This is a genomic window from Nonomuraea sp. ATR24, assembly GCF_041950485.1.
GTDB lineage: Bacteria > Actinomycetota > Actinomycetes > Streptosporangiales > Streptosporangiaceae > Nonomuraea > Nonomuraea ceibae.
Genome location: NZ_JBGNUU010000008.1, coordinates 240,295 through 264,499 on the forward strand (window position 1 = coordinate 240,295; position 24,205 = coordinate 264,499).

24 protein-coding genes and 1 riboswitch are annotated in these 24,205 nt (G+C 75.2%); of the genes, 6 read left to right on the forward strand and 18 right to left on the reverse strand.

What is annotated here, in order from left to right; translation table 11 throughout:
- The first annotated feature begins 96 nt into the window (after nt 1-96).
- Entirely contained in the window at nt 97-3,288 is a 3,192-nt protein-coding gene (locus ACBI99_RS21945; RefSeq protein ID WP_308126196.1) for a GH92 family glycosyl hydrolase, read from the forward strand.
- On the opposite strand, the gene ACBI99_RS21950 is transcribed toward ACBI99_RS21945, so the two are convergent.
- Nucleotides 3,281-4,195, reverse strand: coding sequence for an SMP-30/gluconolactonase/LRE family protein (locus ACBI99_RS21950; RefSeq protein ID WP_375073290.1), 915 nt, complete (start codon nt 4,193-4,195; stop codon nt 3,281-3,283). The genes ACBI99_RS21945 and ACBI99_RS21950 overlap by 8 nt on opposite strands.
- A 75-nt stretch (nt 4,196-4,270) precedes the next feature.
- On the opposite strand from ACBI99_RS21950, the gene ACBI99_RS21955 reads away from it, so the two are divergent.
- Nucleotides 4,271-4,843 carry a TetR family transcriptional regulator gene (locus ACBI99_RS21955; protein WP_219517883.1) on the forward strand — a complete coding sequence of 191 codons (573 nt, stop codon included), beginning with the start codon at nt 4,271-4,273 and terminating at the stop codon, nt 4,841-4,843.
- 56 nt (nt 4,844-4,899) lie between these two features.
- Nucleotides 4,900-5,049, forward strand: a riboswitch (cyclic di-AMP (ydaO/yuaA leader).
- Nucleotides 5,050-5,061: 12 nt separating this feature from the next.
- On the forward strand, nt 5,062-5,994 hold the full coding sequence (locus ACBI99_RS21960; protein ID WP_375073291.1) for a D-alanyl-D-alanine carboxypeptidase family protein: 933 nt from the start codon (nt 5,062-5,064) through the stop codon (nt 5,992-5,994).
- A gap of 4 nt (nt 5,995-5,998) precedes the next feature.
- Here ACBI99_RS21960 and ACBI99_RS21965 read toward each other — a convergent pair whose 3' ends face one another.
- The 9 genes from ACBI99_RS21965 to ACBI99_RS22005 all read right to left on the reverse strand — a co-directional run bounded on the left by ACBI99_RS21965 (nt 5,999) and on the right by ACBI99_RS22005 (nt 14,512).
- The gene (locus ACBI99_RS21965) at nt 5,999-7,363 is read right to left on the reverse strand and encodes an NADH-quinone oxidoreductase subunit N (protein WP_375073292.1); all 1,365 of its coding nucleotides are present in this window, start codon (nt 7,361-7,363) and stop codon (nt 5,999-6,001) included.
- Complete coding sequence (locus ACBI99_RS21970) at nt 7,360-8,841, reverse strand: NuoM family protein (RefSeq protein WP_375073293.1); 1,482 nt, start codon at nt 8,839-8,841, stop codon at nt 7,360-7,362. The genes ACBI99_RS21965 and ACBI99_RS21970 overlap by 4 nt, the downstream gene beginning before the upstream one ends.
- Nucleotides 8,838-10,808 (reverse strand): NADH-quinone oxidoreductase subunit L, encoded by a 1,971-nt coding sequence (locus ACBI99_RS21975; protein WP_375073294.1) that lies wholly within the window; start codon nt 10,806-10,808, stop codon nt 8,838-8,840. Before ACBI99_RS21975 ends, ACBI99_RS21970 begins: the two co-directional genes overlap by 4 nt.
- The gene (gene nuoK / locus ACBI99_RS21980) at nt 10,805-11,110 is read right to left on the reverse strand and encodes an NADH-quinone oxidoreductase subunit NuoK (RefSeq protein ID WP_219517881.1); all 306 of its coding nucleotides are present in this window, start codon (nt 11,108-11,110) and stop codon (nt 10,805-10,807) included. The genes ACBI99_RS21975 and nuoK overlap by 4 nt, the downstream gene beginning before the upstream one ends.
- Nucleotides 11,111-11,119: 9 nt before the next feature.
- Nucleotides 11,120-11,623, reverse strand: coding sequence for an NADH-quinone oxidoreductase subunit J (locus ACBI99_RS21985; protein ID WP_219517880.1), 504 nt, complete (start codon nt 11,621-11,623; stop codon nt 11,120-11,122).
- Complete coding sequence (locus ACBI99_RS21990; protein WP_375073295.1) at nt 11,623-12,525, reverse strand: complex I subunit 1 family protein; 903 nt, start codon at nt 12,523-12,525, stop codon at nt 11,623-11,625. Before ACBI99_RS21990 ends, ACBI99_RS21985 begins: the two co-directional genes overlap by 1 nt.
- Nucleotides 12,522-13,901, reverse strand: a complete 1,380-nt coding sequence (locus ACBI99_RS21995) for a hypothetical protein (protein WP_375073297.1) — start codon at nt 13,899-13,901, stop codon at nt 12,522-12,524. Before ACBI99_RS21995 ends, ACBI99_RS21990 begins: the two co-directional genes overlap by 4 nt.
- 34 nt (nt 13,902-13,935) lie before the next feature.
- Nucleotides 13,936-14,283, reverse strand: a complete 348-nt coding sequence (locus ACBI99_RS22000) for an NADH-quinone oxidoreductase subunit A (RefSeq protein ID WP_357588110.1) — start codon at nt 14,281-14,283, stop codon at nt 13,936-13,938.
- A 70-nt stretch (nt 14,284-14,353) separates the two neighbouring features.
- Nucleotides 14,354-14,512, reverse strand: a complete 159-nt coding sequence (locus ACBI99_RS22005; RefSeq protein WP_375073299.1) for a hypothetical protein — start codon at nt 14,510-14,512, stop codon at nt 14,354-14,356.
- A gap of 160 nt (nt 14,513-14,672) precedes the next feature.
- Between ACBI99_RS22005 and ACBI99_RS22010 the strand changes: the two genes are divergently transcribed.
- On the forward strand, nt 14,673-15,635 hold the full coding sequence (locus ACBI99_RS22010) for an alpha/beta fold hydrolase (protein ID WP_375073300.1): 963 nt from the start codon (nt 14,673-14,675) through the stop codon (nt 15,633-15,635).
- Between the two features lie 7 nt (nt 15,636-15,642).
- On the opposite strand, the gene ACBI99_RS22015 is transcribed toward ACBI99_RS22010, so the two are convergent.
- Nucleotides 15,643-16,221 carry a helix-turn-helix domain-containing protein gene (locus ACBI99_RS22015; RefSeq protein ID WP_219508468.1) on the reverse strand — a complete coding sequence of 193 codons (579 nt, stop codon included), beginning with the start codon at nt 16,219-16,221 and terminating at the stop codon, nt 15,643-15,645.
- Between the two features lie 92 nt (nt 16,222-16,313).
- On the opposite strand from ACBI99_RS22015, the gene ACBI99_RS22020 reads away from it, so the two are divergent.
- Nucleotides 16,314-16,820, forward strand: coding sequence for a DinB family protein (locus tag ACBI99_RS22020; protein WP_219508467.1), 507 nt, complete (start codon nt 16,314-16,316; stop codon nt 16,818-16,820).
- A 24-nt stretch (nt 16,821-16,844) separates the two neighbouring features.
- Here the strand turns inward: ACBI99_RS22020 and ACBI99_RS22025 are convergent, their stop codons facing one another.
- The 7 genes from ACBI99_RS22025 to ACBI99_RS22055 all read right to left on the reverse strand — a co-directional run bounded on the left by ACBI99_RS22025 (nt 16,845) and on the right by ACBI99_RS22055 (nt 22,749).
- Nucleotides 16,845-17,837, reverse strand: a complete 993-nt coding sequence (locus ACBI99_RS22025; protein ID WP_375073302.1) for an alpha/beta fold hydrolase — start codon at nt 17,835-17,837, stop codon at nt 16,845-16,847.
- Between the two features lie 86 nt (nt 17,838-17,923).
- Nucleotides 17,924-19,123, reverse strand: a complete 1,200-nt coding sequence (locus ACBI99_RS22030; RefSeq protein ID WP_375073304.1) for an MFS transporter — start codon at nt 19,121-19,123, stop codon at nt 17,924-17,926.
- Nucleotides 19,124-19,161: 38 nt separating this feature from the next.
- Nucleotides 19,162-19,731: a TetR/AcrR family transcriptional regulator gene (locus ACBI99_RS22035; protein WP_375073305.1), complete on the reverse strand. Its 570-nt coding sequence runs from the start codon at nt 19,729-19,731 to the stop codon at nt 19,162-19,164.
- On the reverse strand, nt 19,728-20,375 hold the full coding sequence (locus ACBI99_RS22040; protein ID WP_375073307.1) for a sugar O-acetyltransferase: 648 nt from the start codon (nt 20,373-20,375) through the stop codon (nt 19,728-19,730). The genes ACBI99_RS22035 and ACBI99_RS22040 overlap by 4 nt, the downstream gene beginning before the upstream one ends.
- 33 nt (nt 20,376-20,408) lie before the next feature.
- Complete coding sequence (locus tag ACBI99_RS22045) at nt 20,409-20,945, reverse strand: hypothetical protein (protein ID WP_219508463.1); 537 nt, start codon at nt 20,943-20,945, stop codon at nt 20,409-20,411.
- An 80-nt stretch (nt 20,946-21,025) separates the two neighbouring features.
- Nucleotides 21,026-22,099, reverse strand: a complete 1,074-nt coding sequence (locus ACBI99_RS22050) for a HAMP domain-containing sensor histidine kinase (RefSeq protein ID WP_219508462.1) — start codon at nt 22,097-22,099, stop codon at nt 21,026-21,028.
- On the reverse strand, nt 22,096-22,749 hold the full coding sequence (locus ACBI99_RS22055; protein WP_219508461.1) for a response regulator transcription factor: 654 nt from the start codon (nt 22,747-22,749) through the stop codon (nt 22,096-22,098). The genes ACBI99_RS22050 and ACBI99_RS22055 overlap by 4 nt, the downstream gene beginning before the upstream one ends.
- An 88-nt stretch (nt 22,750-22,837) precedes the next feature.
- Between ACBI99_RS22055 and ACBI99_RS22060 the strand changes: the two genes are divergently transcribed.
- Nucleotides 22,838-24,190: a S41 family peptidase gene (locus ACBI99_RS22060; RefSeq protein WP_375073309.1), complete on the forward strand. Its 1,353-nt coding sequence runs from the start codon at nt 22,838-22,840 to the stop codon at nt 24,188-24,190.
- Nucleotides 24,191-24,205 lie beyond the last annotated feature (15 nt).

Below are 24,205 nucleotides of genomic sequence, written 5' to 3' on the forward strand. Positions count from 1 at the left end.
GGCGCCCGTGACCTGTTGTGGCCGTGGTTTCCGGCCGTTGACCGGCCCGTTCGCCCCGGGGTTCGATACGGCGATCCCCTTATCTGGAGGACTGTCGTGGCTCTCTGGTCCTTACCCGTCGTCACCGCGCTGGTCGCGGCGACGACCTTTCCCTATGGCGCTCCCCAGGACGTGACGGTGGAGCGCGATCCGGTTTCCCTGGTCAACGTCTTCCACGGGACGAAGGAGGCGGCGCCCGACTTCGACCACGGCGGCGGCGGGGGCATGACCTTCCCCGGCGCCGTCCTGCCGTTCGGCATGATGCAGTGGAGCCCCGACACGGTGGAGGACGCCGGCGGCGGCTACCGCTGGGAGGACAACCGCCTGCGCGGCTTCTCGATGACGCACATCTCCGGCCCCGGCTGCACGGGCGCGCAGGACTTCCCGGTGACCCCGTTCTCCGGGGCGGTCGGCCGCTCGCCCGCCACGCACGGCGAGGACTACGTGCAGACGTTCTCGCACGCCAACGAGCGGGCCTGGCCCGGCTTCTACTCCAGCACGCTCGACAGCGGCGTCAAGACCGAGCTGTCGGTCTCGATGCGCGCGGGCGTCGCCCGCTTCACCTTCCCGGCAGGCAAGCCCGGCACCGTGCTGCTCAACACCAGCGGCTCGGTCAACGGCGTCGACGACGGCGAGACCCGCATCAGCGGCAACACCGTCGAGGGCTGGGTGCAGACCGGCGGCTTCTGCGGCCCGCCCACCCGCTACAAGATCTACTTCCACGCCACGTTCGACCAGCCGGTCACCGCGTACGGGACGTGGAAGGACGACGAGGTGCGCCCCGGCGGCACCGCCGTCGCCAACGCCGGTCCCGCCCGGGTGCGGGGCGACGTGGTGACGTCGGACGACGTGGCCGTCAACGGGCCGGGCTCGGGCGCGTACCTGCAGTTCGACCCGGCGCGGCCGGTGCAGATGCGGGTCGGCCTGTCGTACGTGAGCGTCGACGGCGCCGAGCGCAACCTCCGCGCCGAGATCGCCGCCAAGAGCCTGGACCAGGTCGCCCGCGAGGCGCGCGGCGTGTGGGACGAGCGGCTCGGCAAGGTGCGGATCGCCGGCGGCACCGACGCGCAGCGGCGCACCTTCTACAGCAACCTCTACCACGCGCTGCTCCAGCCGCACGTGTCGGAGGACGTGGACGGCGCCTACACCGGGTTCGACCAGAAGCCGCACCAGGTGCGGCCCGGCGAGCACCACTACGCGACGTTCTCCGGCTGGGACATCTACCGCAGCGAGGTGCAGCTCCTCGCGCTGCTCGCGCCGGACGTGGCCGGGGACATCGCGCAGTCGATGTACGACAACGCGCAGGCCGTCGGCAACGTGTGGGACCGCTGGTCGCACCAGACGGCGATCACCGGCGTCATGGTCGGCGACCCGTTCCACTCGATCGTGTCCACGATGTACGCCTTCGGCGCGCGCGGCTTCGACGCGGAGGCGGCGCTGAAGGCGATGGCCGAGGCGGCCAGGCGGACCGGGCCGCGCGACATCGGCCATCCGCTGCTCGCCTACGACGAGCGGCCCGGCAACGCGGCGTTCATGCGCGACGGCCACGTGCCGTACGACCCGTCGGCGACGCTGGAGTACGGCGTGGCCGACTTCGGGATCGCGCAGCTCGCCGCCCGGCTGGGCGAGCGGGACACGGCGGCGGAGTTCATGCGCCGCTCGCAGGCGTGGCAGCACATCTACAACCCGGGCAGCGGGTGGATCCAGCCGCGCATGGGCGACGGCTCGTTCACCTGGCCGTTCGACCCGGCCGCGCCCGACGTGTACATGGAGGGCAACGGGGCGCAGTACCACTGGCTGGTGCCGCACAACCCGGCCGGGCTGTTCGCGGCGATGGGCGGCGCCGGCAAGGTGGTGCCCCGGCTGGACGAGTACTTCGGCGAGCTGAACGCCGGACCCGCCGTGGCGCGCGCCTACCTGGGCAACGAGGTGTCGCTGCCGTCGCCGTGGCTGTACGCGTGGGCCGGGCAGCCGTACAAGACGCAGGAGCTGGTGCGCCGGGTTCAGCGGGAGCTGTTCGGGCCGGGCCCGGACGGGCTGGTCGGCAACGACGACCTGGGCGCGATGGGCTCCTGGTACGTGTGGTCGGCCATGGGACTGTTCCCGGCGATCCCGGGCCGGGCCGAGCTGCTGGTGAGCACGCCGCTGTTCGACCGGATCACGATCGACCGGCCGGGCGGCGACATCGTCGTCAACTCCTGGGGGCAGGGCTCGTACGTGCGGTCCCTGCGGGTGAACGGCGCGGAGACGGACCGGGCGTGGCTGCCGGAGTCGTTCGCGACCGGCGGCGGGCGGCTGGACTTCGCCGTCGGCTGGTCCCCGGACCGGAGCTTCGGCGCGGACCCGGCGGACGCGCCGCCGTCGTTCGGCGACGGGACGCTGCCGTACCTGGCGGGCTTCAGCCGGGGCAGCGGCCCGGTCGAGCCGGGCGGCACGTTCGCGACGGAGCTGGCGGTGCGCTCGACGGGCCCGGCCGCCACGCTGACCTGGGAGGCCAGGCCGCCGGACGGCGTCACCGTGTCGCCGTCACGCGGCACGCTCACCGTGGGCGCGGGCGGGCAGGAGCGTCAGGCGCTGGAGGTGTCGGTGTCCGGCGACGTGCCGCGCGGCTTCGTCAGCGTGCCGGTCGTCGTGGGCGAGCGGCGGGCGTCGGTGCGGCTCAACGTGGCGGCGCGCGGCACCCCCGAGTGGCATCACAACAACGTCGGCATCGGCGACATGACCGCTCCCGGCGAGGCCAACATCGACGGGCCGGGCTTCAGCCTGTCGGCGCAGGCGCTGGCCGAGGCGGGGCTCACGCCGGGCGGCACGGTGAGGTGGCGGGACTACTCGTTCACCTGGCCCGACCGCGGGCGCGGCGAGTGGGACAACGTGCGCACCGGCGGCAAGGCGCTGGAGGTGGCCGCGCCCGACGGCGCCACGAGCGTCGCCTTCCTGGGCACGGGCGTGAACGGCTGGCCCGAGTCGCAGGTCACCGTCACCTACGCCGACGGCACGACCAGCACCGGCAGGCTCGGCTTCAGCGACTGGATCCTCGACTTCGGCGGCGGGCAGCCGCAGTTCGGCAACGAGGTCGTGGCGCGCACGCCGCACCGGCTGTTCTGGGGCTCGTGGGCGTTGCAGCCGGTGCCGGCGCACGTGTACGCCTCGCAGCCGATCGCGCTGGACCCGGGCAAGAAGGTGCGCAGCTTCGCCTTCTCCGACCCGGAGGACGGCGAGCTGCACCTGTTCACCTGGGCGTTCAGGTAGCCCATACCGGGGCGGCGCCCCTCAGGCTCAGCATCATCGAGTAGAGGGACGTCGTCGCGGTGATGAAGACGCGGTTGCGCTTGAGGCCGCCGAAGACGAGGTTGGAGGCGCTCTCCGGCAGGTGCAGCCTGCCGAGGAGCGTCCCGTCGGGGTGGTAGGCGTGGATCGACCGGCCGACGGCGGCCCACAGGCGGCCGGTGTCGTCGAGCCGCATGCCGTCGTAGCTGCCGTCGGCGTCGCCCTGCTGCTCGGCGAACACCTTGCCGCCGGTGAGCGTGCCGTCGCGGGTGACCTCGAAGACGCGGACGTGGCGGCGCTCGGTGTCGGCGACGTAGAGCAGCCGCTCGTCGGGGGAGAACGCCAGGCCGTTGGGGCGGGCGAAGTCGCCGGCCACCATGCTCACCTCGCCGCCGGCGGGGTCGATCCGGTAGACGTGGCAGCCGTCGATCTCCGGCTCGGCCCGGTGGCCCTCGTAGTCGCCGAGGATGCCGTAGGGCGGGTCGGTGAACCAGACGGACCCGTCGGAGCGCACGACGGCGTCGTTGGGGCTGTTGAGCCGCTTGCCGCGCCACCGGTCGGCGAGCACGGTGACGGAGCCGTCGTGCTCGGTGCGGGTCACCCGGCGGGCGCCGTGCTCGCAGGAGATCAGCCGGCCCTCGCGGTCGAGGGTGTTGCCGTTGACGTAGCCGGCCGGTTGGCGGAAGGGACCCACGGCGCCGGTCAGCTCGTCCCAGCGCAGCATCCGGTCGTTGGGGATGTCGCTCCAGACCAGGTAGCGGCCCGCGGGGACGTAGACGGGCCCTTCGGCCCAGCGGGTGCCCCGGTGGAGGCGCTCCAGGTTGCGGTCACCGGTGACGTCGGCGATGCGGCGGTCGAACGCCTCGAACTCCACGGGGATGAGGTCCACCCGCTCTTCTTACCAAGATCTGCCCGGCCCGGCCAGCACCTTTTTGACCACAAGCGTTGGTCTACACTTGTTGGCATGGCGTTCACGGAAAGGTCCGAGGCCACGCGCACGGCGATCCTCGGCGCGGCCCGCAAGCTCTTCGCCGAGCAGGGGTTCGCGGGCACCACCATCCGGAAGGTGGCCTCGCTGGCCGGCGTCGATCCGTCCATGGTGATGCGCTACTACGTCAACAAGGAGGGCCTCTTCCGCGCCGCGGTGGACCTGCGGCTCAACCTGGAGGAGCTGCCCGCGCCGCCGCGCGAGCGCCTCGGCGAGGCGATGGCGCGCCACTTCCTGTCCCGCTGGGAGGGCGACCTGTCGGACGAGGCGATCATGCTGCTGCTGCGCTCGTCGTCCACGAACGCGCTGGCGGCGCAGAGCATGCGCGACGTGTTCACCTCCCAGGTCGCCTCGTTCGTCGGCCGGGCGCTCGGCTGCGGGCCGGAGGAGGCGGCGCGGCGGGCCGGGCTGGTGAGCACGCAGCTGCTCGGGCTGGCCTTCACCCGTTATGTCGTACGGCTGCCGCCCGTGGTGGCGATGACGGCCGAGGAACTGGCGCGCAGCGTGGGGCCGGTGGTGCAGCACTACTTGACGGGCGATTTGCCATAGTTTGTCAAGTTTCGTACCTTATGCGCGCAATGCCCGGACCGTGGGCCCGTTCGCGGGGCCCGCGGCCGCCGAATCCGCCTCACGCGGAACCGGGGACCCACTCTCTCTTGGGGTGAATCGGCGCGCCGGCTCCCCCGGCCGCGCCCGTAGGGCACTTCCAGGCCCGAACCCGTCAGCTAACCCGGTAGGCGGCATGGAAGCAAGGAGCACAGCCCTTCATGCCCACCTCCCTCTTCTCCAGCGCCCGGCCGCGCCGCTGGGGCCGCGCCCTGGCCGGCGCCGCCCTCGCCGCCGGCGTCCTGACGACCGGCACGACCGCCGCCCACGCGGCCACCACAGCCACCCCCGCCACCACGGCCTCTTTCGCCGGCCCGGCATCGTACGCGCCCGCTGACGCGCCCGCCGTGCTCGGGCGGGCCGCACTGGTCGTCGACACGTCCACCGGCGAGGTCCGCTACAGCAAGGACGCCGGCGAGCGCCTTCCCGTGGCCAGCCTGACCAAGATGATGACCGCCCACGTCGTGCTCCAGGAGGCCGACCCGGCCGACGTCGTCGAGGTGACGGCCGAGGACGTGCGCTACGCGGCCCGGGGCGGCGCGGCCGTCGCCGGGCTGCGCGCCGGTGACCGGCTGCCGGTGCGGGACGTGCTCCACGCCCTGCTGCTGCCGTCCGGCGCGGACGCCGCCCACGTGCTGGCGCGCACGTACGGGCCGGGTGTCGAGGGGTTCGTCGGGAAGATGAACGCGGCCGCCCGCGAGCTGGGCATGGCCGACACCCTGTACGTCAACGCCGACGGCATGCCGACGAACGGCGGCGGCCACTCCACGGCGGCCGACCAGGCACGGCTGGCCGAGGCGGTGCTGCGGAACGAGACGCTGAAGTCGATCACCTCGACGCGCTACCACTCGGTCGGGGCGACGAGTGAGCACGGCTCCTACTCGTGGCGCAACACCAACCGGCTGCTCGCCCAGCCGGGCGCGGTCGGCGTGAAGACCGGCTACACGCGCGCCGCGGGTTACACGCTGGCGTTCGCCGCCGAGCGGGACGGCCGGCTGCTGGTCGGGGTGATCCTCGGCGAGAGCGACTCCGGCCGCCGCTTCGACACCGCCCAGGCGCTGCTCGACTGGGCCGCCACCGCCGGGAAGGCGTGACGGCTCAGGCGGCCCGGCCGAGCAGGACGCCGCCGCCCACCCCGAGGGCGAGCGAGGCGACGGCCGCCACGCAGGCGACCGCGCGCGCCAGGCCCGGGGGCGGCGCGGCCGGCGGGTCGCCGCGGAACACCACGGCGACCCAGCGCAGGTAGTAGTACAGGCTCGCCACGGTGTTGACCAGGACGAGCACGGCCAGCCAGGCGTAACCGCCGTCCCACGCGGCGGCGAACACGAGCACCTTGGCGACGAACACGGCGGCGGGCGGGATGCCCGCGAACCCGAGCAGGCACACCACGAGCGCCAGCCCGAGCCCCGGCGCGGCCCGCCCCAGCCCCCGGTAGCCGTCGAGCGTGCCACGCCCGGTGGCGGCCACCACGGCGAACGCGCCCACGTTCGTGACCGCGTAGGCGGCCAGGTAGAACAGCACGGCGGGGCGGGCGAGCGCGGTGTGCTGGGCGACCGCGACCGGCACGAGCACGTACCCGGCCTGGCTGATCGTGGAGTAGGCGAGCAGGCGGCGCACATCGTCCTGGTGGAAGGCGGCCAGGTTGCCGAGCGTCATCGTGGCGGCGGCGACGATCGCGACGAGGACGTCCCAGCCGCCGGGCCCGAGCTCATCCGCGACGCGCAGCAGCGCCGCCAGCGCGCCGATCTTGGGCACGGTGGTGACGAACGCGGCGACGGCGACGGGGGCGCCCTCGGCCACGTCCGGCACCCAGAAGTGCGCGGGCACCCCGCCCGCCTTGAACAGCAGCCCCGCCAGCAGGAGCACCACGGCGCAGGCCGCCGCCGCGCCGGGCGCGAGCGCGAGCGCCGCCCCGGCCGCCCGGTAGCCGGTGGCGCCCGCCAGGCCGTACAGGAGGGTGACGCCGGCCAGCATCAGCACGCCCAGGAACGCACCCATCAGGTAGTACTTGAGCGCCGCCTCGGTGCCCGGCGCGTCCTTGCCGAACCCGGCGAGCGCGTAGGCCGGGATGCTCGCCAGCAGGTACGCCGGGACGAGGACGAGCAGGTCACCGGCCCCGGCCAGCAGCACCGAGCCGAGGGCGGCGAGCATGACGAGCACGTACGCCTCGGCCTCGCGGCGGTGCCCGCGCGCCTCGGCGGCCACCAGCGCGATCACCAGGAGCGTGCCGCCCGCCACGACGGCGCGGGCCGCCTGGGTGAGCGCGTCGGGCGCGTACGAGCCGAACGCGGCGCCGCCGGTGGCGGTGACGGTCACGGCCAGGGCGGCGGCGAGCGCGGCGGCGCAGATCCACGCGACCGCGCGCTGCCGCCCGCGCGGCACGAACATGCCGGTGAGCAGCCCGGCGACAGCCCCGGCCAGCAGGAGCAGCTCGGGCAGCAGCGCGGCCGGGTCGTCGTTCACCGGCCGGCCAGCGAGGAGAGCGCGGCGGCGGCGGGCTCGATGACGTCCAGCAGCCACCGGGGCGCGACGCCGATGAGCACCGACAGCGCCAGCAGCGGCGCCACGGCGGCGGTCTCGGCGGGCCGCAGGTCGGTGACGCGGCCGGTGAGCTCGCCCGGCCCGCCGAGCAGCACCCGTTGCAGGGCGCGCAGGAACAGCGCGGCGGTGATGAGGATGCCGAGCACGGCTGCGGCGCCCAGGACGACGGCCCCGGCGCCGATCACGCCGACGAAGATCTGGAACTCGGCGATGAACCCGGAGAACCCGGGCAGCCCCAGCGACGCGAACGCGGCCACGGCCAGCAGCGCGGCGAACACCGGGGCGCGGCCCGCGACGCCGCCGAACCGGTCCATGTCGTACGTGCCGGCCCGGTCCCACAGGACGCCGGTGAGCAGGAACAGCGCCCCGGTGATGAGGCCGTGGCTGACCATCTGGGTGACCGCCCCGGACACGGCCAGCTCCCCGGCCCGGCCGCCGCCCGGCGCCAGCCCGGCGGCGCCGAGGGCGAGCACGACGTAGCCCATGTGGTTGACCGAGGTGTAGGCCACGAGCCGCTTGAGGTTCGGCTGGGCGAGCGCTACCAGCGCCCCGTACAGCACGCTGACCAGCCCGATCGCCATGATCAGCCACGCGTGGGCGCGCCAGGCGTCGGGCAGCGCGGGCATGGCGACGCGGGCCAGGCCGTAGGTGCCCATCTTGAGCAGGATGCCCGCCAGGATCGCCGACCCGGCGGCGGGCGCGTCGGTGTGGGCGGGCGGCAGCCAGGTGTGCACCGGGAAGACCGGCGTCTTGACCGCGAGCCCCACGCCGACGGCCAGCAGCACCAGCGAGGCGACGCCGGGCGACCCGGCGTAGGGCGGATTGCGGGCCAGCTCGACCAGGTCGAACGTGCCGCCGCCGAGGAACAGGCCGACGAAGCCGAGCAGCAGCGCCAGCGAGCCGAGGAAGGTGTAGAGGAAGAACGCCAGCGCCGACCTGGCCCGGTCGCCGTGGCCCCATCCGGCGATCACGAAGTACATGCCGACGATCGACAGGTCGAAGAAGACGAAGAACAGCAGCAGGTCCAGCGCGGCGAACAGGCCGAGCGAGACCGACTGCAGGAACAGGAACAGCGCCGCGTGCGCCCGCTCGCGCCGCCGTTCGCCCAGCGAGTGGACGCCGCACACGAGGAACAGCAGCGCGGTCAGCGCGATCAGCGGCAGCGACAGCCCGTCCACGCCGACGTGGTAGCCGGCGTCCAGCGTCGGGATCCAGCGCAGCCGCGTCTCGTACCCGATCCCGCCCCGGTACCCGGCCCACATGGCCGCCACGAGCGCCAGGTCGGCGGCCGACACCGCGATCCACACCCAGGTCGCGGCCCGCCCGCGCACGCGCGGCACGGCCAGCAGGCCGAGCGCGGCGGCCAGCGGCAGGAAGATCACCACGGTGAGCACGGTCACCGCACCAGCATCAGCACGACGGCGAGCAGCAGGAACGCGGCCGCCGCCTGGGCCAGGTAGAGGTGCGCCTGCCCGGCCTGCGGGCGCCGCGCGGCCCGGCCCAAAGCCCCGGCGCCCGCCGCGACCGCGCGCACCAGATGCTCCAGCGGGCGCTCCACCCGGCCCCGCCCGAGCCACGCCGCCCCGCCGAGCGCCCCGGCGGCGCCGCGCACGACCCCGTCGAGCAGCCCCTCGGCCCTCCGTCCCGCCACCCCGGCCGCCGCCGTCACCCCGTCCGCCAGCCACTCCCCGGTACGCGCGAGCACCCGGTCGTCGAACCGCGCCAGCGCCCCCGCCAGCGCCTTCACCGGCTCCCACACCCCGCCGATCGCCCCCTGCCGCAATCCGAGCCACCCCCGCAGCCCCACCGCCAGCCTGCCCTGTCCCAGCTCCGCGGCCCGTCTGCGCCACGCGGTTCCCTGACGCGCCCGTACGCCGATCGCCCATCCGGCGGCGGTCACGGCGCTCGCCGCCAGGCCCGTCACCACCAGCCCCGCGACCTCGGGCCCCGGCTCGCCGCCTGCGCCGACGAGCTGCCGCCAGCCCGCGTACACGGCGGGCAGCCCGAGCACCGACAGCCCGGCCGCCAGTGGCGCGAGCGCGAGCAGCGGCCCGGTCACCGCGCGGGGCACCCGCCGCTCCCCCGCCGCCGTGGGGAACGTCCCCGGCCGCCACACCGCAGCCAGCGCCCTGGCCGCGTACGCGGCGGCCAGCAGCGCCGCCGCCAGCGCGACCGCGTACAGGCCCGGCGACGGCACCCCGGCGAGCACCGCGTCCTTGGTCACCCAGAGCGACAGCGGCGGCACCCCGGCCAGCGCCAGCGCCCCCACGGCGAACGCCACGCCCACCGATCGGCGCCACCGCCCGGCACCCCGCAGCCCGGCCAGGGCCTCGGTGCCGAGCGCCGTCAGCCACACCCCCGCGCACAGGAACAGCAGGCTCTTCACGGCCGCGTGCGCGACCAGGTGCGCCGTCCCCCCGGCCACCGCCCCCGCCCCGGCCGCCAGCACCATGAACCCCACCTGCGCGCACGTCGAGGCGGCCAGCAACTGCTTGAGGTCGCGCTGCGCCAGCGCCACCGCGCCCAGCAGCAGCGCCGTCACCGCCCCCGCCCACGCGACGGCCACCGCCGCCCACCCGGTGGCCGCGAGCAGCGGCTGCACCCGCAGCAGCAGGTACGCCCCCGCCGCCACCATGGTCGCCGAGTGCAGCAGCGCCGACACGGCGCTCGGCCCCGCCATCGCCCCCGACAGCCAGTACGAGAACGGGAGCTGCGCCGACTTGCCCAGCGCGGCCAGCACGATCCCGGCCGCGGCCAGGTCCCGCCACGGCTGCCCGGCCTGCGCGATCCCGGCCAGCTCCAGCGTCCCGGTCGCGGCGAACGCGCACCCCGCCGCCACGTACAGCCCGAGATCGCCGGCGCGGGTGGTGACGAAGGCCAGCCCCGCCGACCGCACCCGCCCGTGCTCACGCCACCAGAACCCGATCAGCGCGTACGAGGCCGCGCCCATGATCTCCCAGCCCGTCAGCAGCAGCATCAGGTCGGCGGCCGTGACGGTGAGCAGCATCGCCCCGGTGAACAGCAGCATCAGCCCGAAGAAGCGGCCCCGCGCCGCACCGGACGGCAGGTCACCTGCGGCGAACACCAGCACGGCCAGCGCGATCGCCGCCACCGTCACCGCCATCACCGCCGACAGCCCGTCCACCGCGATCCCGGCCGGCGTGCCGCCCGGCGGGGCCGCCACCGCGACCAGCGTCGTCCCCCACACCGGCCGCACCGCCGCGGCGAGCGCCGCGAGGGCCAGCGTCACCGCCGTCACCGCGACGGCCCCCGCCGCCGCCACCCGGTCCGCGCGCCGCCCGGCCAGCGCGAGCAGCGCGCCCGCGACGCCCGGGGTCGCGGGCAGGAGCCAGGCGAGAGCGCTCATCCCTTCAGGTCCCCCGCCTCGTCGGTGGTGTCGACCTGCCGGGCCCGGTAGAGGGCGGTGACGACGGCGAACCCCGCGGCCATCTCCAGCGCCATCACGGTCACCGCCACCAGGACCAGCACCTGCCCGTCCGCGGTGCCCGGCGCCAGGTGGTACCAGAAGGCGCCACCGGCCACGATCACGCCGTTGATCATCAGCTCCAGGCCCATCATCAGCATCACGATCGACTGCTGCGACAGCACCCCGTACACGCCCACCGCGAACAGCGCGGCGGCGAGCAGCAGGAACGCCTCCAGCCCCATCGAGCCCCCCTAGCGGCGGTCGTAACGGCCGCGGTCGGTCGCCAGCACGACGGTGGCGATCATCGTCGCCAGGATGGCCACCCCGATGACCATCATGACCAGCATCTGCGGACCCATGATCGACATGCCGAGGGCGTGCGCCGGGTCGGGCGGCGGCGTCCCCCGGCGGGCCGGCCACGGGGTGAGCAGCGCGAGCGCCGCCAGCCCGGCGAACACCGCCCCCGAGACCGCCAGCGCGAACCGCCTGCCGTGCACCATCGTCATCGGCATCAGCCCGGCCGGGTTCATCATGAACATGATCATGAACACCGCCATGATCATCATTTCCATCACCATCATCAGGACGATCAGCACCCCCAGGTAGGCGAGATCGATCAGCAGGAACAGCACGCCCACGGCGGCCAGCGACACCAGCAGCGCGAACGTCGCCCGCGCCATCGAGTCCACCGTGAACACCGCCACCGCGCCCGCCACCGACAGCACCGCCAGCGCCCAGAACGCCACCACCGCCATCAGATCACCACCAGCCCGACGACCAGCATCTGCAGCAGCGCCGCCGGGATCAGCACCAGCCACGACGCCTGCGTGAACCGGTCCATCCGCACCGCCGGCACCCGGCGGCCCGCCCACACCAGCACGCCCAGCACCGCCACCGTCTTGACCAGCGTCCAGGCCCACGACGGCAGCAGCGGCCCCGCGCCGCCGCCCAGGAACAGCGGCACGGCCGCCGCCGACGCCACCACCAGGAGCGCGTACCGCCCGGCCTGGAAGACCAGGCGATCCGGCCCCGCCAGCTCCGCCCGCACCCCGCCCGCCACCTCACCGCCCACCGGCTGCCCGAACGGCCCCCAGAACGCCATCGCCAGCGCCGACACCAGGTAGATCACGAACGCCACCGGCATCCACACCACGAACCACACCTCCCGCTGGGCGGCCGCGACCTCCGTCACGCTCAGCGACCCCGCCCCCAGCGCCGCCGTGATCAGCGCGAACATGTGCGGCAGCTCGTACGCCAGGCCCTGCGCCACGAACCGGTAGCCGCCGACCAGCGGGAACACCGAGTTCGGCGCCCAGCCCGTCAGCCACACCGCGCCCCAGACGCACACCTCCATGGCGTTGAACCACACGACCCCGACAGCCGACTCCGCCACCGGCCGCTCCCCCAGCGGCAGCACCACCCCCGCCAGCACCGCCGCGGCCGGCAGGCTCCACACCCCCGCCCTGAGCAGCACCAGATCCGGCAGCACCGTGCGCCGCCGCTGCTGGGTGAGCAGCCGCGCCACCTCCCGCAGCGGCGCCGTCGCCGCGCTCCCCCACGCCGCCGGCCGCGCGGCGAGAGCCGCGTCGAACGCCGCCGCGGCCACCGCCAGCACCGCCAGCGTGACCGCGTAGCCGATCAGCGGCCCCACGGTCACGGCCGCCCGCCGTCAGGATCGAACCCCGCCACGACCAGCCGCGCCTGCGCCAGCTCACACCCGGCCAGCAGCGGCGGCAGCACCTCCAGCAGCCTGCCGCCCTCCCCCACCGGCCCCCTCGGCCCCACGTCATCGGCCAGCGGCGACCGATCGCCCAGCAGGCCCAGCGCCCCCTCGACCGCCCCCAGCCAGGCCTCCATCCGCGCCAGCACATCCCCGTCACACGCCGCCGGCCCCCGGAGCCCCAGCGCCGCCCCGTCGGCCCGCCCCACCCCGCGCAGCATCCACCGCAGCACCCACGACCTCCGCACCCGCCGCGCGAACCGCGCGAACCTCCCCACCACCCACCCCTCCCCACCCGGCCCTCCCCCCACGCCCTCCCGACGGCCCGGGAACCCCTCCCCCGCCGCCAGGTAGCCGGGGCGGAGTGGCCGCCCCTCCCCGCCCGCCGCCTGGCCGGCGTGGGGCGGGTTTCCCTCAACGGTGAGGGGGTGGCCCGGGGCTTGGGGCGGGCCGGTGGGAGGGAGGTGGAGGGCGCGGGTGACCAGGTGGTCGCGGAGGAGGCGGGCCTCGGCGGCGGCGGCAGGCCAGCCCGCGACGGCCAGGAGGCGGCCGAGGCTGTCCAGGTGGGCGGCGGCCCGGTGAGCTTCGGCCTCGCCCCGGGTCACCGGCAGGCCCGCCGCCGCGGCGAGCCAGGGCGCGTCCCAGAACCGCTCCCCGTCGGCGGGGCCGTCGAAGCGCGCCTCCGCCTCCTGGATCACGTCACCCTGCATCGTCGTCTCGATGACCAGCCCGGCCGGCCAGTCGGGCAGCACCGGCCCCAGCGGCACGTGCAGCCGGTCGAGCGTCAGCCCGTCCCGATCCGGCCCCCTCTCCGCCATCGCCAGCCCACCGGGACTCCCCATGTGATGCTCATGCCCCCCGCCATGCCCGCCGTGAGCCCCACCGTGGCCGCCACCATGCCCGTTGCCGTGACCTGCTCCGTGGGCCCCGCCGTCCCCATCCGGTGAGGGGTCGTGCCCGGGGTCGTGCCCCTCGCCGTGCCCGGTATCGGGTGGGGTGGGGTGGGTCTGGGAGGTGGGGTGGTGGAGGGGGGTGGTCAGGAGGGTGGCGACCTGGGCGGGGGTGGGGGCGGCGGGGAGGTCGGCGCGGGCTCGGGGGCCGGGCATGGCGGCCCAGACGGTCTCGACGGCGTCCGCCAGGCGGCCCGACGGCGGTCCGCACACCACCAGCAGGTTCGCGGCGGCGGGCGAGCCGGCCGCCAACCAGTGGCGTTCGGCCAGCGCGGCCTCGGCGAGGAGCCGCGCGCGGGTGCCGTACGGCACGGCGACGACGAGGGGACGCACGGCGGCCCGGCGCACCAGCCACTCGCTCATGCCCACCGGAACGCCCTTCCCGCCGCCCACCCGCTCATGCCCACCGGAACGCGCCCTCGCGCCAGGCGTACAGGACTCCGGTCATGAGCAAGCCCAGAAAGGCGAACATCTCCACCACGGCCATCGCGCCCATCTCGGCGACGACGAGGGCCCACGGGTACATGAAGATCATTTCCATGTCGAAGGCCAGGAAGACGAGCGTCACGGCGTACCAGCGGACGTGGAAGCGGGACAGGGCGTGCTCGGCGGGCCGCCCGCCCGACAGGAACGGCCCGGTGTCCAGCGCGGGCGGCTGGCGCAGGAGCGCGGCGACCCCGTACACGCCGCCGATCCCGGCGGCGAGCAGCAGCAACAGGCCGAGCACGGCCGCCCAGGCTTCCATGCGCTGTCGCTTCCCGGGACCCAGCCCCCCGAAACGGCCACCCGAGAGCAGCCCGCCGAATCGGCCCGCCTCAGAGGTCGGACCAGGTCACGTCGTCGCGGGCGGTCAGGGCGTCGGCGACGCGGTCGAGGGGCAGGAGCCGGGACATCGGATACGTGAACGGCACCGATCCGGTCCGCAGCGTCCACACCGTCCAGGCGGGCAGCCGTTCGCCGAGCTCGGCGACCAACGGGTGCAGTTCCCTGCTGGAGACGCCGGCGCCGTGCCCGCACGCGGGCAGGGGAACCTCCTCTGGGCGCGGCTACGGGTGTTTTTGCCGGTTCGGCAACAGGATTCACGGTGACCGCGCCGCTTCGCCGATGATCGGCGGGAACCACTTGGAGGATGACATGCCGAAATACGCCCACCGTCTCGTTCCCTCGCCCGCGGGCCGGATCCACCTGGTGGAGGAGGGGGCGGGGCCGCTCGTGCTGCTGGTCCACGGGTTCCCGGAGTCGTGGTACTCCTGGCGGCACCAGTTGCCCGCGCTGGCGGCCGCCGGTTACCGGGCGGCCGCGGTGGACGTGCGCGGTTACGGCCGCTCGTCCAAGCCGGCGGACGTGGCCGCGTACCGGATGGTCGACCTGGTGGAGGACGCGGTCGCGGCGGTGCGCGGGCTGGGCGAGGACACGGCGGCGATCGTCGGCCACGACTGGGGTGCGGGGATCGCCGCGCACGCCGCGCTGCTCAGGCCGGACGTGTTCACCGCCGTCGCGATGCTGAGCGTGCCCTACACGCCGCCGGGCGGGCCGAGGCCCAGTGAGGCGTTCGCGCGGATGGGCGGTGACGAGGAGTTTTACGTCGCCTACTTCCAGGAGCCCGGCCGGGCCGAGGCGGAGATCGAGCCGGACGTGCGCGGCTGGCTCGCCGGCGTCTACGCCGCCCTGTCGGCCGGGACCATGCCGCCGCCGGGCGCGCCGGACCCGCACTTCGTGAGCCGGGGCGGCCGGATGCGCGACCGGTTCCCGTCCGGGCCGCTGCCGGGCTGGCTGAGCGAGGCCGACCTCGACGTGTACGCGGCCGAGTTCGAGCGGACGGGGCTGACCGGTGGGCTCAACCGCTACCGCAACATGGACCGCGACTGGGAGGACCTGGCCGCTCACGCGGGCGCGCCGATCGCGCAGCCGTCGCTGTTCGTCGGGGGCGCGCTGGACGCCACCACCACGTGGCTGTCGGCCGCCGTCAAGGCGTTCCCCGTGACGCTGCCCGGCCTGGTCGCCTCCCACCTGCTGGACGACTGCGGGCACTGGGTGCAGCAGGAGCGTCCCGAGGAGGTGAACCGCATCCTGACCGGCTGGCTGGCCGGCCTGTGACGCCGGGTCAGGAGTTGGCCGGGGCCAGGTGGGCGCGCTCCCCCTGGGCGCCGAACAGCGTGAGCACCTCCGCCGGCCGGCTGCCCGCGCTGCCGATCCAGTGGGGGACGCGGGTGTCGTACTCGGCGGCCTCGCCGGCGCCGAGCCGGAACTCCCGCTCGCCGAGCACGAACCTGACCTCCCCGTCGAGGACGTAGAACCACTCGTAACCCTCGTGGGCCTGCAGCTTCGTCGTGGACTCCCGCCCGGCGGGCGGGTAGACGACCTTGTACGCCTGGACGCCGCCGGCCCGCCTGGTGAGCGGCACCAGCACCAGCCCGTGCCGCCGCACCGGCCGCAGGTGGATGCGCGGGTCGCCGGTGGGCGGCGCGGCGACGAGGTCGTCGAGCGGGACGCCGTGCGCCCGCGCCAGCGGCAGCAGTTGCTCCAGCGTGGGGCGGAGCCTGCCGTTCTCCAGGCGGGACAGGGTGCTCGCGGTGAGGCCGGTCTCACCGGCGAGCGCGGCCAGCGTGGCGCCGCGCGCCTTGCGCAGGGCGCGCAGCCTCGGCCCGACTCCGGCGAGGACGTCTTCTTCAGGGCGTTCCATGCCCCGATGATGCGGATCCGCAACTTTTCTTGCAAGCCGGGAAGGGCGGCGGCGATGCTGGCTGTCCATCACCGACGAAGGGGGCGACCCACATGGATTCCACCCGGACCCAGCGGCCGGGCGGCGAGGACGCGGGGCTCTCCCGGGCGCGGCCCGCCGGTGAGAAGGCGACGCTGCGGGGCTTCCTCAACCGCCTGCGCGACGCCGTCGCCGCCAAGGTCGACGGCGTCCCGGAGCCGCAGGTCAGGACCGCCGGGGTGCCGTCGGGCACGAGCCTGCTCGGCCTGGTCAGGCATCTGGCGTACGTCGAACGCTTCTACTTCCTCGGCGAGGACGCCGGCGACTGGGCCGCGACCATGCGGCCCACGGCCGAGGACACGGTGGACGGCGTGCTCGCCCGCTACCGCAGGGCCGTCGAGCAGGCGAACCGGGTCATCGACGCCTGCCCCGACCTGGACCTGCCCGCCCCGCGGCCCCCGGGCCGGGGCGGGACGCCGTCGATGCGCTGGGTGCTGGTGCACATGATCGAGGAGACCGGGCGGCACGCCGGCCACGCCGACATCCTGCGCGAGCGGATCGACGGCTCCACCGGCCGCTGACCGGCGGCTGACCGGCCGCCCTCGTCACCCGGAGGCGGCGAAGAAGGCGCGCAGATGCCGGTTGACCGGCTCCGGGCAGTCGAGCTGCGGCGCGTGACCGCACCCCTTGAGGATCTCCAGCCGCGCGTCGGGCAGCAGCTCGGCGAAGCGGCGGGCCCGCTCGACCGGCTGCACGGTGTCCTGCTCGCCCCACAGCACCAGGACCGGCGTCCTGGTGGCGGGCAGGGCGCGCTCGGTCGGCCCCCAGTCGAGGCGGCGTTCCAGCAGGTACGTGGCGCGGATGTTCTCGTGGAAGGTCATCGGCGCCCACCACTCGTCGACCAGCTGTGCGGTGACGCGCTCCTTGTTGACCATCATGCCCTCGGCCAGGCTCTCCACCGCTGACCGGCCGGAGGACAGCTTGACGGCCAGCTCGCCCACGACGGGGAGCTTCAGCGACTCCCACATCCAGGTGCCGGGCAGGTCCAGGCCGGTGGCGTCGAGCAGGGCGAGCCTGCTGACGCGGGCAGGGTTGCGCTGGGCGAAGGCCAGGGCCCAGCCGCCGCTCCAGGAGTTGCCCGCCAGGGCGGCCCGCCGCACGCCGACGGCGTCCATGAACGACCCGACGGCGGCGGTCATCGCGTCCAGGTCGTAGGCGAAGCCGGGGTCCTTGAGCCGGGTGTAGCCCTGGCCGGGCAGGTCGACCACGTACACGGTGTGGTCGCGGGCCAGCGCCGGCAGCTGGTCCTTCCAGCCGATGACCGAGGTGCCGCCGGGCGACAGCAGGATCACCGGGCTGCCGGACCCGGCCTTCACGTAGTGGAAGGCGGCGATCGGGGTGTCGGCGTAGCGGGACCCGGCCTGGGCCAGGAAGGGCGAGCGGAAGGCGCGGCCGTCCTCGGCCGGCTGCCAGCCGTACGCGCCGAACAGCGTCACGGCCACCAGCAGCGCGAGCGCCGCCGCCAGCACGCGCGGCCAGCGGCGCCTGCGTCCGGGCCGCCGGGCCCGGGTCGGGGGTGTGTCGTCAGGGCGGACCATGTCATCCTCGGTCTCTGTCGTCGAGTCGTTCATGGTCCGGACGGACGGGCGGTCCAGGGTGTGACGGCCGTTCCCGGTGATCCCGCTCACCCCGGGGGTTCGCGGCGTGGCAGGGCGCGGGCGAGGACGGCGGTGAGCGCGCCGGCCGCTACGACGGTGAGCAGCCCGGCGCGCAGGCTGACGAGGTCGGCGACGACCCCGACGAGGGGCGGCGACAGCAGGAACCCACCGCGCAGCAGCCAGCTCACGACGGTCAGCCCGGTGCCGGCGGGCAGTCCCGGCAGCTCGTCCGCGGCCTGCATGGCGGCCGGCACGACGGTGGCGAAGCCGAGCCCGGCCAGCGCGAACCCGGCCAGCGCCGCCGGGACCGACGGCACGGCGAGCGCGGCCCCCATCCCGGTGGCGGCCAGGACCGCCCCAGCGCGGACGACGGCGCGCCGGCCGAACCGGTCCACGACGCGGTCGCCGGTCAGGCGGCCGGCGGTCATGGCCGTCTGGAGGGCGACGACGGCCAGCCCGGCGGTGGCGGCGTCGGCGCCCAGGTCGCCGCTGAGGAAAAGGGCGCCCCAGGACGCGCCGGCGTCCTCGGCGAGCGCGCCGCAGGCGGCCAGCAGGCCGAGCACGGCCAGCATCCGCACGGCCGCCCCGGGAAACGCCTCCCGCCACCCGCGCCCGCCAGGGTTTCGCCTTCCGGCGGGCCGCTCGGCGTCCTCCGCGCCGGGGAGCAGGAACCGGTACGCGACGAGCGCGACGACGCTGAACAGCACCGCCGAGATCGTCAGATGGACCGGCAGGGGCAGGCGCAGCCCGGCGGCGGCCGCGCCCATCAGGCCGCCCAGCACCGCGCCGACGCTCCACAGGCCGTGCAGCGAGTTGACGATGGAACGCCCGTAGAGCCGCTGGACGCGCAGGCCGTGGGCGTTCTGCGCGACGTCCACGACGGCGTCCAGGGCGCCGACGGCGAACAGCACGCCGGCGAAGGCCACCCAGTTCGGCGCGAAGCAGACCAGCAGCGTCACAAGGGCGGTCAGGGCGATCCCCGAGGCCGCCACCCGCGCCGAGCCGAGACGGCGGATGGCCGCCCCGGCGAGCAGCCCGGCCACGAGCGCGCCCAGCGGGGCCCCGGCCACGGCGGTGCCGAAGACGGCGTTGCTCACGCCGAGGTCGGCCTTGAGCTCCGGGTAGCGGGGGACGAGGTTGAAGAAGACGGCGCCGTTGGTGAGGAACAGGGCCGCGACGGCGGCGCGGGCGCGGCGGGCCTGGGCGGTGGGGGGAGCGGCGGGCATGGAGATTCCGATCAGGTGGCACGGGCGGGAGTGCGCGGTCAGCGCAGGAAGCGGTGGACGGCGTGCCGGATCTGCTCCGGCGTCATCGGGTCGGTCGACAGGGCGCTGTGCAGCACCAGGCCCTCGATGAGCGCGTCGAGCTCCCGCGCGGTGGCGGGGTCGAAGTGGCGTTCCAGCGCGCGGCGGCTGCGTGCCATCCACGCCTGGGTGACGGCGCGCAGGGCGGGGTCGCGGGCGGCGGCCACGTACAGCTCGACGCTCAGGACGAAGTCCCGCCGGGAGCCGAGCAGGTCGTCCGACACCAGGGCGATGACGGCCTCGGCGGCGGCGTCGCGGTCGGCGGCGGCCGCCAGGCGCTCGTCGAAGACGCGGGCGACCGCGTCGGCGTGCCGGGTGAACGCCTCGGCCAGGACCTCCTCCAGGGAGGCGAAGTGGTAGGTCATCGAGCCGAGCGGCACGTCGGCGGCGCGGGCGATCTCGCGGTGGGTGGTGCGGGCGACGCCGCGTTCGGCGATGACGGTGAGCGCGGCGTCGATCAGCCGGTCGCGCCGCCCGGGGTCGTGCCGGCGCGGACGCCGCCGGCCGGGCGACGGCGTGGCGCCGGTCATCCGGCGCCGGGACCGGGACCGGGACCGCGACCGGCGGCGGGATCGGCGGCGGGATCGGAGCCGGCGGCGGGTCCGGCGGTGCGGATCACGCGGGCGGGGTTGCCGACGGCGACGACGTTGGCGGGCAGGTCGCGGGTGACCACGGCCCCGGCGCCGACGACGGTGTTGTCCCCGATCGTGACCCCGGCCAGGACGATCGCGCCGCTGCCCAGCCACACGTTGTCGCCGATGGTGATGGGCGCGGCGGCCTCCCACTTGGCGCGGCGCAGCTCCGGGTCGACCGGGTGGGTGGGGGTCAGGAGCTGGACGTACGACCCGATCTGGACGTCGTCGCCGATGGTGATCGGCGCCACGTCCAGGGCGACGAGGCCGAAGTTGGCGAAGCAGCGGGCGCCGATGCGGATGTGGCCGCCGTAGTCGACGTGCAGCGGCGGCCGGATCTCCGTGCCCTCGCCGACCGAGCCGAGCAGCTCGGTGAGCAGGCGGCGGCGCTCACCGGCGTCGCGGGCCGGCGTGGCGTTGAACGCCTCCGTCAGCTCCGCGGCGCGCATGAGGTGCTCGGCCAGCTCGGGGTCGTCGGCGATGTACAGGTCACCGGCCAGCATCCGCTCGCGCATCGTCCGGCCATCCGCATCAGGCATCATACGTACAAGCGTACACATGCCGATTTTTGCCGATCAGGCGCGGTCGAGCCGCTGGAGCAGCCCGTACACGAACAGCGCCCGGTAGCCCGCGCCCTCGTGGGTGAAACCGGCCGTCCAGTGGTGCGGCGCCCCGCCCTCGCCCTGCGTCGCGCCGGGGAAGGCGGCGAGGTCCGCCACGACGCACGCCCACGGGACGAGCTCGCCGAAGGCGGGCGCGGCGCGGGGGCTCGGCCGGACGAACCACTGGTTCCACACCTCGCCGCCGGGGCCCGCCAGCGCCTCGAACTCCAGGCCCGGCCACGACGGCAGCGCCCACCGGAACACCTCGCACGTCAGGCTGCCCGCCTGCCGGACGCCCCGGTGCGCCGGGGGGCCGAGGGCGCGGCGCAGCGCGGCGACGCCCTTCGGCGCCCCGGGCGCGTACGCCGTCCGGGTCCAGCGGGCGTGCGCGTCGCGCAGCTCGGCCCGGGTCGCGCCCATCGCGGCCAGCGCCTCCTCCACCCGCGCCGGGTTGAGGTCGCGCATGCGGTGCATCAGGGCCAGCTCGAACTGGCGCACCTCGAACGTCATCCGCCCTGTATACCGTGCCGCGCCATGCCGGGTCAGGTGGCCGGGGTCAGGCGGGCCGGGTCGGGGGCAGGCACACCGGGTCAGGTGGGTGGGAAGGTGACGGTCACCGTCAGGCCGCCGCCCGGGTTGGGGCGGGCGCGGACGTCGCCGCCGTGGGCGGCGGCGATGGAGGCGACGATCGACAGGCCGAGCCCGGCGCCCTGCTCGCGGGTCGTGTCCAGGCGGCGGAACGGCAGGAAGAGGTCGCCGAGCCGGTCGGCCGGCACCTCGGGGCCGGTGTTGCCGACGGTCAGGCGGCGGCCGGCGAGCGTCACCTCGACGGTCCCGCCGGGCCGGTTGTAGCGGACGGCGTTGTCGACGAGGTTGGTGACGAGCCGGTTGAGCAGGACGGCGTCACCGTCCACGACGCACGGCTCGATCCGCGCCGTGACGCTCACCGGGCCGCCCGCCTGCTCGGCCAGCACCAGCCGGGTCACCTCGTCCAGGGCGACGGGGGCGCGTTCGCGCAGGCCGTGCTCGGCCTGGGCGAGCAGCAGCAGGGCGTCGATGAGCCGTTCGCTGCGGCGGTTGTGCGTCAGCAGCTTGTCGCGGATCTCCCCCAGGTCCGGGGGCAGCCCGATCTCGATGGCGGCCCGCTGCACGGCCAGCGGGGTGCGCAGCTCGTGCGAGGCGTTGGCGATGAAGCGCCGCTGCGCGTCCACCGAGCGTTCGAGCCGGTCGAGCATGGCGTCGAAGGTGTCGGCCAGCTCCTTGAGCTCGTCCTGCGGCCCGGTCAGGGCGATGCGCTCGTGCAGCGTCGACAGCGACAGCCGCCGGGCGGTGGCGGTGATCCGGTGCAGGGGCCGCAGCAGCCTGCCGGCCACCAGCCAGCCCGCGAGCAGCGACACCAGCGTCAGGACGCCGACCGCCAGCCACGTCACCTCCCACTGGTAGCCGACCACGTCGTCCACCAGCTCGGGCAGCGGCGGCCGCACCCCGTCTCCGCCTCTGCCGCCGGGCGGGACCTCGGCGGCGGGGGGCGGGACGGGCAGCCGCCCGACCCGGGTGGACAGCGCGTGGCTCAGCAGCAGGTTGACGGTGACGAGCAGCACCACCGACGTCAGCAGGAACAGCCCCGAGTAGACGAGCGTCAGCCGGACCCGGATCGTCGTCACAGCAGGTAGCCCGCGCCGGGCACCGTCTGGATGCACGGCGGGTCGCCGAGCTTGGCCCGCAGCCGGCTGACCACGACCCGGACCACGGTGGTGAACGGGTCGACGTTCTCGTCCCACGCCTCCTCCAGCAACCGCTCGGCGCTCACCACGGCGCCGTCGGCCCGCATCAGCGTCTCCAGGACGGCGAACTCCTTGAGCGACAGGTGCAGGTGGCGGCCGTCGCGGGCGGCCTGGAGGCGGTGCGTGTCGACCACGATGCCATGCTTGGTCAGCACCGGCGGCACCCCGGGCACGCTGCGCCGGCCGAGCGCCCGCACCCGCGCCACCAGCTCGGCGAAGTCGAACGGCTTGGGCAGGTAGTCGTCGGCGCCCATGCCCAGCCCCTCGATCCGGTCCGGCACCGACCCGGCCGCCGTCATCATGAGGATCCGGGTCCGGCAGCCGCGCGCCACCAGCTCACGGCAGACCAGGTCGCCGTGCGTCCCCGGCAGGTCCCGGTCGAGCACGAGCACGTCATAGTCGCTGACCGCCAGCCGCTGCGAGGCGGCCATGCCGTCGTACACCACGTCCACGGCCATCGCGTGACGGCGCAGCCCCACCGCCACCAGATCGGCCAGATCCCGCTCGTCCTCGGCCACCAGAACCCGCATGCCGCCGTTCGTATCGCGGCGGGCGTAACAGCGGCGTTAACGATCGCGTTCACAGCCGCGCAACGGGGCGGCCGCCACGCTGGCGGCCATGATCAGAACACTCTGCGCCGCCGCGCTCGCCGCGGCCTGCGCCCTGTCCCCGGCACCCGTCCCCAGCCCGTCCAGTCCCTCGGAGCCCGGCGGCCGGTGCGCCCCCGCGACCGCGCCGCCGCCGCAGCCGCCGCCTCCCACCACCGTGAACACCCTGCGGATGGCGTACCACTGCGTGCTCGACCACTACTACAGCGGCCCCGCGATGGACCCGCGCGAGCTGCTGAAGAGCGCGTTCTCCGCCTACACGCAGGACCTGATGCGGCGCGGCGCCGACCGGCCCGGGCTGCACCTGCCCGCGCTGACCGGCGACCGCGACGGCGACTGGGCGGCGTTCGCGAAGGTCCTCGGCGACGGCGACCCCGCCGCGCTGCGGGCCGCGATCACCGGCATGGTGGACTCGCTGCAGGACAACCACGCCCGCACGGCCCGCCCGTCGCCGCCGCCGGACGGCGGGCCGGGGGACGGGCCGGTCGGCACCGGCATCGCGGGCCTGTCGGCGGCGCAGGGGCCGAGGTTCGACCCCGCGGCCCGGCCGCCGCTGTTCATCACCCGCGTCCTGGACGACAGCCCCGCCGACCGGGCCGGCATCCGGCCGGGCGACATCGTGCTCAAGGTCAACGGCATCCCGGTGTTCGTCGGCGACCGGCCCAACACGACCGTCTTCGACGTCCTGCCGGGCCCGTCCGTCCGGCTGACGCTCAAAAGGCCCACGTCCGGGCAGGTCCGCACCGTACGGCTCGTCGAAGGCCCCCTCGACCCGCCGCGCGACGAGGTCACGTCGAGGAAGCTGCCGGGCGGCGCCGTGTACGTGAAGCTGCCCGGGTTCTTCCCCGGCGCCGCGGACCAGGTGCTGGCCGAGCTGCGGGACAAGCCGGAGGCGGTCGTGCTCGACCTGCGCGGCAACGGCGGCGGGTCGCCCCGGGAGGTGACGCGGCTGCTCGGCGCGTTCGCGCACGGCAAGGTCACCAGCTACTTCTGCCCGCTGAAGGGGGAGTGCGCGGCCAACCGCACGGACGACAGCGTCCCGCTGCTCGGCGCCCGGCTGGTCGTGCTCACCGACCGGGGGTGCGCGTCGGCCTGCGACGACTTCAGCGCCGCGGTGAAGGGGCTGCGGCTGGGGACGATCGTGGGGACCCGCACCGCCGGCGCCGTCTCCGGGCCCGCCGCCGGCTACCTGCTGGACGACGGCACCGTGCTGGGGCTGCCCAAAGTCCGGCATCTCGGTCCGAACCGGGAGATGATCGACACGATCGGCACGCCGGCCGACCACCACGCCCCGATGACCGCCCTCGCCCTGGCCACCGGCCGCGACCCGGGCCTGGCCAAGGCGCTGGACCTGCTGCGCTGAAACGCCGGTTGCGCC